Below are 9,101 nucleotides of genomic sequence, written 5' to 3'. Positions count from 1 at the left end.
AAAGGTGGATCTCCTTGCGCAGTTTATGCGAATATGTGCGTTTCACGTCACCAGAATGGGTTTCTACGTCAATCGCGGCATTCCGTTCAGAAATCACTTATAATGAACGTGCGACGGGAAAGCCGAAACCGAATGGAAGCATCCTCCTGCGATTCCTGTTGTATTGGAGCGCGATTATTTATGAAATGCAAGCCATCATGTTATACGAAACATCTCGCCAGACCATTGCTGTTTTTTCTTATTGGAATTTGCATTGCCATGACCCTATGCTCGGCAGCGGATGAAGAATTAATTAATACGCTGAGCGCAAATGTGTACACACAAAATGCGTCGCGCTTTACGACTACGCTGGATCAAGAAAACATGGAGAAGCTCCTTGCACGATTTGATCCGAAAGTGCTTGTATATTGTGAGCTGGATAACCAGACGACTGGTTTGTATTCGAAGAACCCTGATTCTTTTCCGGTACCACTTATCAACGGACAATTGGGTGACAATTTCGGCGATATATCTGGAAATAATGTCGCTGCAATTGGCTCACGTGTCGACGGAGTGTATTCAAAAGAGGGTATTCCGTATATAGACATCCATGATAAAACCTATGAAATCGTCGCCACACTTGGTATAGAAAACATTCACACATTTGCGGACTATAAGGTGCTGATACCTCTGTCTGATGCACTGCCGATGAACACCGCCGGAGTATATATAATCGATGGTCATTCTGCTCTTGTCAAAGCGGCTATGGAGATGGTGGCGGAGGCTTCGGCGCAACAAGGAGCCAATGTGAGACGCTTGAATCATGATCGTTATGGAACGGCTCAAGTCTTTCAAGTAAACTCAGCAAAGGCTCCAATCGCTTACCTTCTCTTGGCTCTATTGCTTCTGTTCGTCGGAGCAGATGCTTATTTTGAAGTATACAGATGTAGGGTAAAAGTGGGCATATTAAACTTGATTGGAGTGCCTATGAAAAATATAGTACGAGAAACCGCCAAATCAAATACAATTTTGAGCGCGGTTGGGCTCATTGCAAGTTGCGTGTTCTTTGCTTTTCGGCCGCTCTGGTTTATTGATACCGGCGTATCATCGGTCGTGAGCGTTTTGTGCGTGGATTTCTTGCTCATATTGCTTATGTTTGCCGTAATGCATACCTACGTTTACGTTAGAACAAAACGCGATGTTGCAGCGGGTGTGAGGTGGTAATATGATTGAAATGATGCGGCTTTTCCGGCAAAAACGGAAATTGTGTATACTTATGATAATAGAGCTGACCATGGCTCTTGCCTTTTTGAACATGGTCTATACGTCCGCCATATCATATAATTCAAGGTTTGAATCGATTGAAAACCGTTCAGAAATGCCTCTATATACCATAGTCGACGAGTTTACCAATGAACATGAATTCTTCAAGGATCCTCATGCGTTAGAAAGAATTAAAGAATATCATAAAGATATGGCAACAAATGAAAACTTCTCTTATATGGACATTATAATGCAACCCATTGAATTTGCCGATATATCGATTGAAGATGCTTCGTTCTATTACATAGAAAACAACTCATCGCGCATAAAATCAGTTCAAGTAAGTTCTGCTTTCTTCGATAACTTTCAAATTGTGACGGATCAGGGACGACCTTTTTTGCCGGATGACTACATATACACAGCAAATTCCATATCTGCAATACTTGGATATAATTATCATACATTATTCAAAATCGGCGATACATATCGCATCGCCTACCTCGGTATGAAGTTCGATATGGAAATAGTGGGGTTTTTACCGCAGTACTCCAGCTATATTCATCAGGGTGAGATGCTGGCCCTCGATGATTACATACTTCTCCCTGCACGCAATTTTCTGCTTGAGCCAATACGTGGTGTTCCGGAGTTTGATCATCAAGTCATGTTATCTATGCAGAAACTGGGAGGCACAGTATTGCTAAACAGTCATGATGAATTGCCCGATTTCATAAAGACAATGAATGCGTTGTTGAAGAAGCACGGGGTATTCCCGCTCGGTATACTCCAAATTCCAAATGTGTCAATACAAATTCTGAGCACACTTGCTGGAAGGTATCTCTATACGTATATTTTTGTTGCAGCAGTCGCCTTTTTTGTATCGCTCATCGGGGTTATGTCCCTGCTAAATCACATTGTGCAGGTTTGCAAGCGGACATTAGGAATACTGGTGCTCTGTGGCGCAAGGCAATCGACAATTGCCACTTATTTACTTTGGCTTGTTGCATATTTATTCGCCATTGCCCATGTTGGCGCCTTCGTTATATCAACATTTGTTATGGGAGGTATGGAATATCACATCGAACTGGTGTTATGGAGCGTGCTGATACTTGTACTATTCTATTTCCCGTATTGTATTCATGTCGAAAGACGCAGTCTGGATGAATTGCTTAGGAGGGCTGATACATGAAATATATTCAATTACAAAACGTGAGGAAGACATACGCGCTTCGCAGTACAAGAGTAATAGCCTTGAACAACATAAACCTATCGATTAATAAGGGAGCGTTTTGGGGCGTTATGGGAAAAAGCGGGTCAGGAAAGTCCACTTTACTCAATGTATTGGGCGGCCTTACCCGTATTGATGAAGGCAGCTATATGTTTGATAATACACCAATCGAGAAGGCGCATGACATGGCGAAATTTCGTTTGAACAATGTTGGATTTATTGTTCAACATTACGCATTGATAGAAGACCGGAACGTCTACGAAAACATAATATTACCATTGAGATATAAGGGGTATAGCAAGGATGAAATAAAGAGTATCGCAGAAAACAAACTTGAAGAGCTTGGCATCGGTGAACTTAGGAACAGATATCCTTACCAATTGTCTGGCGGACAACGGCAGAAGATCGCAATTGCCCGTGCGACCATTCACGATCCGGTGTTATTGTTGGCCGATGAACCAACAGGGGCGCTTGATTGCGAAAGCGAAGATGAAGTTATGCGCATTATACATGCACTGCACGCATTAGGGAAAACGATCGTTTTGGTCACACATAACGAGCACATTGCTCAGCAATGTGAAGAGCTGGTCTATCTAAAGAATGGAGAAATCGCGGAACGAAGGTAGTATGTACAGCTAAGGCTCATGTCTAACAGAATGTGAGTATTCCAAGACCGTATCCAGCGGCCGTTTACCACGATTCCGGTAGCCTCTGTGGGGGCGTTCGGAGTTGTAGAACAAACCACTCGTCCAGATCTTCCTGCAGCGCGTCTACGCTTTCATGGATATTCCCCCCATACAATAAATGGTCGCGGGCGAAAGCGGGATGGCCGGGGGGCCGGACAGCACCCGGGTCAACCCGCCGCACCCAACGGCTTAGCTTCGCCCACGTCGATTTCATACACGGCCTCGCACAGTTTCTCGATATCGAGGGCGTAATGGCTGGTGATCAGCATGGTCTTCCCTGCTTGGCGCAGATCATTCATCACCTCGTACATTTCCGCCCGCCCATGCTTATCCAGGCCGTTGAACGGTTCGTCGAGGATGAGGATTTCCGGGTCTTCCATCAGAGCCTGGGCAATCCCGAGGCGCTGACGCATGCCCATGGAGTACTTGCCCACAGGCTTGCGGTCCCGGGCGGAAAGCCCTACGACCTCCATGCTCCGCTCGATGGCGGACAACAGAACCATTTTACGGATACTCCAGAGGTAGTACAGGTTGTCGTACCCGCTTTCCCTGGGCAAAAATCCGGGGGCTTCAATCAGCGCGCCCACATTGGATGGGAAATCCATGTCCTTGCCCACCCGCTTCTCCCCAAGCCATACCGTCCCTCGATCCGGGATCATCAGGCCGCAGATGCACTTGAGCAGGACTGATTTTCCGGATCCATTGTCGCCGACCAGCCCCGTAATCGTCCCCTTGGACACGCTAAGATTTACATTGCGGAGCACAACCTGTTCCTTAAAAGCTTTTTGCAGGGATACGACCTCGATCATCTCACGCATGGATGGCCTCCTACATGCTTCTGTCGGGTACCATGAAATCAAATCGCTTGCAGCGCAGTAGCGTACACAAAACCAGAACCAGGGCCAGCGCGGCCCACAGCAGCATGGATTCGCGCAGTGTCGGCACGTTTAGCGATGGGTTGCCGCTGATGTTGTGCGCCGAGGGCATCGCGTGAATCATCAGGGAGAGATACGGATTCACCTCAATGCCCTCCACGTAGATGATGACGCCCGCCACGTGCGCACACAACGCAAGCACCGTGCCCACGACGCGGTGGAAGACCATGTTGAAAAAGAACATGGCCGCGCCCAGTACGAAACCATAGCTTATCTGAAAAGCCAGCGTAATCAGCCCGCCCTGCACGGGGGTAAACTTTTGCAGGAAGGATACGCTGAAGAAGGAGACACCCTCGACAAAGCCGGCCCTGCCCGCAGCCAACTGCATCATGGGATAACTCCAGACATCATCCGCATACGCGTTGGGCATCGCGACCAGAAGCGAAAACACCAGCAGCAACAGGCAATACGCGAAACAGCAAAGGGCGATGTACAGGAGATAGGCAGCGGCCCATTTCATGCGGGACGTGCGAAGGAGCACGCTTTGCGAGAAGTCGTTGACAAAGGGCGCGTCGGATAGCAACAGCAGCACGCCCAGAAAAATGAGCATGAAGGAACTCCCCATGGAGCCGGCTACGGTCAGGGGCTCCAGTATGTGAATGGGCTGACCCAGCGATTTCGCATACCGAATGTAATTCAGCGTTGGGGTCAGCATAAAATTCAGCCCCAATAGAAAGGCAAGCCCTACGAGCGGGTTGGACCGCCAACCGCGAGCCTGCAGCCTTACCAGCTTACTCATCTCAGACATTGCGGCACCTCCAGCAGATCGCGGCATAGGACAGGGCCGACAGCACGGCGAACAGGCCAAGTTGTACACCCACGACGTAGCCCAGCGATGGAAAAAACGACGCGTTCGCCCATAAATAGATGACGGGGCTGAGCAGTGTGGCGTCAAAGACGGACCACATCGTCTGATACAGCACAAAGGGCACGATGATCGTCACAAAGCGGTTGAGCGACAGGCATGAAACGAACAGCCCCAATTGGGACCAGACCATGCCAAACAGGCCGCTGACGGCGATCTTTAGGCCCATGACGGCGCCAGTGCCATGCTGAAAAAAGATCGGCTCCCAAATTGTATCGGAATAGTAATCGGATAGATTGGCCCCCGTTGTCGGCGCAGCCTTGAGCACGGCGACGAGACAAGTAATCGCCAGCGGAAGCATGAAGACGAGCGAGCCCGACAGGGCGACCGAAAGAATGTTGCCGAGGGCGTAACGGGGCCTGCCGGCGCGCGGCAGCAACGTCCGCGCGAAGCCGCAGCGGTACTCGTCACAAAATGTCGCGCTATAGGGCACCACGCAAAAGAACGCGGCATACGGCGATATCATGCTGAAACCCGTCGGGTTGATGATGAATGACAGGGCGTCGATACTCGAAATGCCCGGTTCTACGATGTATCGCCATACCGTTCTCAGCATGAAAAACAGTATGATCGCCGAGCACGCGTACAACCATGGATTGCGCGCCGCCCTTTTTATTTTCATCCACAGCATGGCCCTATACCACCTTCTGTACCAGGCCGGTCACCGCGTCGATGGCAAATGAACCCAGGTCATCAAACCCTTCGCTCGCGCCCTCGCCCGTTTCATAATCGCCCCCAACCCCCCGGTTCTCTTGCTGAACAACGGCAAACCACCAAACCGGACGGGCGACGATCGCCTCATCCTGATTGGCAAAATAGATATGCGCAAGAGAAATCCGGTCAAACACAGCCCCGCGCGTCGCGTAATCATCCCCTGTCAGGTGTTGCCCGGCGATCTGCATCACCTGGTCAAAGCTAAGAATCTGTGGCACGTTCTCCTCCCAGGTGATTTCTTGCATAAAATTCCCGTGAATGGAGCTGATATCATGCTCCGTCAAGTTCATCATGCCATACACGGTCGGGCCTTCCGCAATGGCGGGCAGGCGGGTATATTGCGGCGTAAAGATGATATCGCACCCCATGGAGGTGGGTCGAAAATTACTGACCGTCGCGCCAACGAGGCCCAGCGCTTCGATATGCCGGTAAAACGAGGCCAGAATCGGCTGCTGCGTCTGCACCAATACCGCGGCCGACGCATCCTCGTCGTCCCAGTCAGTCTTTTGCGTCTGAACGGCGCTGTTAAAGAAATTGAAATGAGAGAAATGCTCCCTCGCGACCCAAACCATGCGTTTTGTAAAATCGTCATTTCCGTGTGGTACAACCCATTCAGTAAATCCGGGGTCGGTAGGTATGGGCCGCTCCACCACCTTATCCACATCATCCCCAAACAGAATCGGCAACACGCGTTCGTATTCCGCGGGGCTGACTGAGAGCTTGAATACCTTGACATCCTCCGCCGGTCCCGCGTATACTTGGGCCTCGATCCTATGCACCACGCCGTTGCGCGAGGTGTATGTTCGCGAGACCGTATCCGGCGCGTCCGCGATCACCCGCGCCTTGTCGGATAGGCCCTGCCGCTCGACCACCTGTTGCGCGTCCTGCTCGACCTGGGTTGCCGATCGCTTGACGCCATTGTCGACGACGGTCTCCGGGGTTCCCGCGCAGCCGCTCATCGCGACCAGCAGCGCGAGGGCGCATACGAATGGAATCCATGCGGGAGTCTTTTTCATGAGCGCTCTCCTTTATCAGTGGCTTGTTGCAATAAATTTATGTCGGGGGGGGCTTTACGCCCCCCGACATCATCCTGTGCAGTTATGCATCCGGCGTAAAGTACCCCGTGATCACCTGATTGTAGTGGTAGTCAGAATCGATTCGCGCTCTCGGTTCATAGGTCAGTCCCCTGACCCCTTCCCCAGAGATATAGCTGAATGATGTCTTGCCGGCTTTTTTGACCCAGCCCTCTCCCGCGACGGTCGCACTACCGTTCATGCTGTACTTTACGTTGCGGAATCGTGTGCCCTCACCCTTCTTGGCTACCTTCCATGTCACAAGGTTGATTCCCCATCGCCCATTGCTTGCCGCCTTTGTGACGTAACAAGGAATCGTTGAAGCGTTAAAGTCATAACCCGTGTTGTTCATTTCGAATCGATATTCGGCATTGGCTGCATAGGCTGAAGCCGACAGGCCGAATAGGAACGCCAGGACCGCCAGAAGAATACCAATAGATTTCTTTTTCATAGAAAAGCCTCCATTCTCATGAAATGAGTATGCCACTTTGACTTCACATGCTCGCGAGTCCGCATCCGTCACTGCAGCACGCTTCGGAAGTACCCTCCGAAGCAGGGTCACAGCCACCGTGGCCTTCTACCGCGCCTTGAACTCACACATCCACCTCCCCGCCAAGCACGGTGTCCCGTGAGGCCAGAGGCCGTCGCCGACCCGGACGCCCGGCCTTCCCCTCGGACGACAGGCAGTGAAGCGTCGCGCGCCGCTTTACCCCTTCACTTATGAATGTACTAAGAAGGCCCAATCCTGACATAAAATTTCAATTTTTCAACTGTTCGTGAAAATTTATATTTGTTACATATATGCAAACAGATCTTGTATGCTATAATCGATTTAAGCGGACCGAGAGCAGTCGAACATGGGAGGCTTGCGGCGTGATGATTGATGAAAAAGACATCGCTGAAATCGTGCTTCAAAAGTATTCGTCAATTTATGCGCGGCTGGTAAGCGTTGCGCGAAGGTTTGGGCATACCGCCCTCGTCGATCAGGTGGAGGATTGCATACAGGACGCGCTTATGCTGCTGTATGAGAGAAGGGAGGCGTATGAAGACCACAACAATCTGGCCGGCTGGATCTATCTTGCCGCGTTGCATAACCTGCAAAACCGCTGCCGGACGACAAGACGGCGGGATAGGGTGACCGGTTACGCCTTGGACGACGAAAGCGATTATCACAGCGTCTCCCATATGCAGGCGAACCAGGCTCACGAGGATTCATTGCGGGATTTGGAACGAAAAAGTGATATGTTGAGCGCTATCAAGGATGCGCTCGACCCCGAAAGCTTCGAGTTTTTGACGGCATATTTCGACGACGAAATCACCGCCAAGCGATTGGCGGAAAAGTACGGCGTCTCGGAAGACAGCATCTGGAAGCGCAAGCAGCGGTTGATCGAGAAAGTGCGGCGGGCTATATCAAATTCAACATTAACAATATTGATGTCAGGTTCGGTCATCCTCACGACACTAATAAGTGAGGGGGGCGAAGATCATGCGGAAAAGCAGTTGCGAACCGGCGGGGAAAATCACGGAGACACTGCGCCCTCCTTGAGCAAGCAAGGCGCGCAAGTCATCCTGCGCATGTTGGAGTGCCAACCGCCATATCAGGTGGATTATCGGCTGATGGAGATTTGTCTGGCGGTCTTGCATGAGGGTGAACCCGAAGCGGATCCGGCCGTCGTGAAGCGGGCCGTGCGTACCTTCAAGCGGCGCGTCGCCCAGCGGAAGGCCGAGCAACGCGCCGCCAACCGGATGCCCGGACACCCGAACAGGCGCGCAGCCGCCGCACTCGTGCTGGTCGGCGTGCTGGCCTTGATGGCCGCCGTGGCCTATGCGCTTGGGTGGCTGCCGTGGCAGCGGATCGTCTCGAAAGATCGGGAGCGGTATTATGTCGACATCGACATGACGAACGAGATGACAGTCGATCCGCTCACGCGCTTTTTGCCGACAGGGCTGGATTCCGACCTCGACAAGGTATTGGAAGAGCATCAGATATTCATTCCTCTGCCGACGTGGATTCCCGAAGGCTACGGCCATCCCAGGATTCACGTGAACAGCGATGTGATTTCCACGACACTACGCATCGACTTCACAAATGGTGATGGAGAATTCCTGTCATTACTTATCGAAAAGTATGTTCGGTCTGCTGATGAGGAATCAAGCATGCAGTCCCATACGCTCATCGAGAAGAACGACGACTATATTGAAGAATATGAGCGCGGCGACACGGTATACACCCTGCTCAGCAACGTGGGATGGCTGAATGCCGTTTGGAGCCGGCAACCCTATGAATGCAAAATCGGCGGATATATCTCCGCCGAAGACATGCACCGGATGATTGATTCGATTTATGAGAGGAGCATTTGA

At 51.2% G+C, this 9,101-nt stretch carries 10 protein-coding genes; 5 read left to right on the top strand and 5 right to left on the bottom strand.

Features of this window, described 5'->3' with window-relative positions; all coding sequences use genetic code 11:
• The 4 genes from ACH6CV_RS05835 to ACH6CV_RS05820 form a co-directional block, all read left to right on the top strand.
• Positions 1 to 284 (top strand): hypothetical protein (locus ACH6CV_RS05835; protein ID WP_456357233.1); only part of this gene is annotated, 284 nt, incomplete at its 5' end.
• A gap of 79 nt (positions 285 to 363) precedes the next feature.
• Positions 364 to 1,203, top strand: coding sequence for a hypothetical protein (locus tag ACH6CV_RS05830; RefSeq protein WP_456357232.1), 840 nt, complete (start codon positions 364 to 366; stop codon positions 1,201 to 1,203).
• Between the two features lies 1 nt (position 1,204).
• Positions 1,205 to 2,428, top strand: coding sequence for an ABC transporter permease (locus tag ACH6CV_RS05825; protein ID WP_456357231.1), 1,224 nt, complete (start codon positions 1,205 to 1,207; stop codon positions 2,426 to 2,428).
• A complete protein-coding gene (locus ACH6CV_RS05820) occupies positions 2,425 to 3,093 on the top strand; it encodes an ABC transporter ATP-binding protein (RefSeq protein WP_456357230.1) in 669 nt (222 codons plus the stop codon). Before ACH6CV_RS05825 ends, ACH6CV_RS05820 begins: the two co-directional genes overlap by 4 nt.
• A 227-nt stretch (positions 3,094 to 3,320) precedes the next feature.
• Here ACH6CV_RS05820 and ACH6CV_RS05815 read toward each other — a convergent pair whose 3' ends face one another.
• From ACH6CV_RS05815 to ACH6CV_RS05795, 5 genes are all read right to left on the bottom strand, one after another.
• Positions 3,321 to 3,971, bottom strand: coding sequence for an ABC transporter ATP-binding protein (locus ACH6CV_RS05815; RefSeq protein WP_456357229.1), 651 nt, complete (start codon positions 3,969 to 3,971; stop codon positions 3,321 to 3,323).
• A 10-nt stretch (positions 3,972 to 3,981) separates the two neighbouring features.
• Positions 3,982 to 4,836, bottom strand: a complete 855-nt coding sequence (locus ACH6CV_RS05810) for a hypothetical protein (RefSeq protein ID WP_456357228.1) — start codon at positions 4,834 to 4,836, stop codon at positions 3,982 to 3,984.
• Entirely contained in the window at positions 4,829 to 5,584 is a 756-nt protein-coding gene (locus tag ACH6CV_RS05805) for a hypothetical protein (protein WP_456357227.1), read from the bottom strand. The genes ACH6CV_RS05810 and ACH6CV_RS05805 overlap by 8 nt, the downstream gene beginning before the upstream one ends.
• Positions 5,585 to 5,588: 4 nt before the next feature.
• The gene (locus ACH6CV_RS05800; RefSeq protein WP_456357226.1) at positions 5,589 to 6,683 is read right to left on the bottom strand and encodes a hypothetical protein; all 1,095 of its coding nucleotides are present in this window, start codon (positions 6,681 to 6,683) and stop codon (positions 5,589 to 5,591) included.
• Between the two features lie 82 nt (positions 6,684 to 6,765).
• The gene (locus ACH6CV_RS05795; protein WP_456357225.1) at positions 6,766 to 7,191 is read right to left on the bottom strand and encodes a hypothetical protein; all 426 of its coding nucleotides are present in this window, start codon (positions 7,189 to 7,191) and stop codon (positions 6,766 to 6,768) included.
• Between the two features lie 425 nt (positions 7,192 to 7,616).
• Here ACH6CV_RS05795 and ACH6CV_RS05790 point away from each other — a divergent pair, with 425 nt between their 5' ends.
• Entirely contained in the window at positions 7,617 to 9,101 is a 1,485-nt protein-coding gene (locus tag ACH6CV_RS05790) for a sigma-70 family RNA polymerase sigma factor (RefSeq protein WP_456357236.1), read from the top strand.

This window comes from Anaerozeibacter quisquiliarum, from assembly GCF_051162045.1.
Lineage (GTDB): Bacteria > Bacillota > Clostridia > Christensenellales > Aristaeellaceae > Anaerozeibacter > Anaerozeibacter quisquiliarum.
This window is presented reverse-complemented; position numbering and strand designations above follow the sequence as displayed.

Coding starts and splice junctions, on each gene's coding strand:
- ACH6CV_RS05810 (WP_456357228.1), bottom strand. CDS start 4,836: ATGTCTGAGATGAGTAAGCTGGTAAGGCTGCAGGCTCGCGGTTGGCGG.
- ACH6CV_RS05820 (WP_456357230.1), top strand. CDS start 2,425: ATGAAATATATTCAATTACAAAACGTGAGGAAGACATACGCGCTTCGC.
- ACH6CV_RS05790 (WP_456357236.1), top strand. CDS start 7,617: ATGATTGATGAAAAAGACATCGCTGAAATCGTGCTTCAAAAGTATTCG.
- ACH6CV_RS05825 (WP_456357231.1), top strand. CDS start 1,205: ATGATTGAAATGATGCGGCTTTTCCGGCAAAAACGGAAATTGTGTATA.
- ACH6CV_RS05800 (WP_456357226.1), bottom strand. CDS start 6,683: ATGAAAAAGACTCCCGCATGGATTCCATTCGTATGCGCCCTCGCGCTG.
- ACH6CV_RS05805 (WP_456357227.1), bottom strand. CDS start 5,584: ATGCTGTGGATGAAAATAAAAAGGGCGGCGCGCAATCCATGGTTGTAC.
- ACH6CV_RS05815 (WP_456357229.1), bottom strand. CDS start 3,971: ATGCGTGAGATGATCGAGGTCGTATCCCTGCAAAAAGCTTTTAAGGAA.
- ACH6CV_RS05795 (WP_456357225.1), bottom strand. CDS start 7,191: ATGAAAAAGAAATCTATTGGTATTCTTCTGGCGGTCCTGGCGTTCCTA.
- ACH6CV_RS05830 (WP_456357232.1), top strand. CDS start 364: ATGGAGAAGCTCCTTGCACGATTTGATCCGAAAGTGCTTGTATATTGT.